This is a genomic window from Pseudomonas proteolytica, from assembly GCF_007858275.1.
GTDB lineage: Bacteria > Pseudomonadota > Gammaproteobacteria > Pseudomonadales > Pseudomonadaceae > Aquipseudomonas > Aquipseudomonas proteolytica.
On record NZ_VFEV01000093.1, the window covers coordinates 1 to 705 of the forward strand.

Consider the following 705-nt stretch of genomic DNA (forward strand, 5'->3'; position numbering starts at 1 on the left):
CCGACGGTTCTCAACTCAAATACCGCTACGACAACACCCGCCTGCTGCTGACCGAAATCGAAAACGAGTCAGGCGAACGCTATCAACTGGCGTACCACCCCAACGGCCTGATCCAGCAGGAAACCGGCTTCGACGGCAAACGCACCGCCTACGTCTACGACCTCAACGGCCACCTGCAGGAAAAAGCCGAGTTTGGCGACGATGACCGTCAGCTGATTACCGCCTACCAGCGCGATAACGCCGGGCGCCTCATCCGAAAAACCCTGCCCGATGGCAGCACGGTGGATTACACCTACGACCGCCTTGGCAATCTCCTAAGCGTCGACGACGGCCACTGGCCGCTGCACTACGAATACGACAGCCAGAATCGCCTGACCGCTGAACATCAAGGCTGGGGCACCTTGCGTTACGGCTACGACAGTTGCGGCCAACTCGACCACCTGCGCCTGCCCGACAACAACCACCTGGTCTTCAACCACGACAAGGGCGGCCACCTCGCCACCGTTGAACTCAATGGCCGCACACTCACCTCGCACCTGTTCAAGGCCGGGCGCGAGCAGCAGCGCCAGCAGGGCCACCTGCTGAGCCACTACCACTACGACGACCAGGGCCGCCTGGCCCAACACGAACACCGCCACGGCCTTCGCCGCTACACCTACGACCCAGCCGGCAACCTCACCCGCCTGCTCGACACCCGCAAGGGCC

1 pseudogene is annotated in these 705 nt (G+C 62.8%); it reads left to right on the forward strand.

Features of this window, described 5'->3' with window-relative positions:
• Positions 1–705, forward strand: a pseudogene (locus FIV38_RS29820) (RHS repeat protein); the annotation flags it as partial.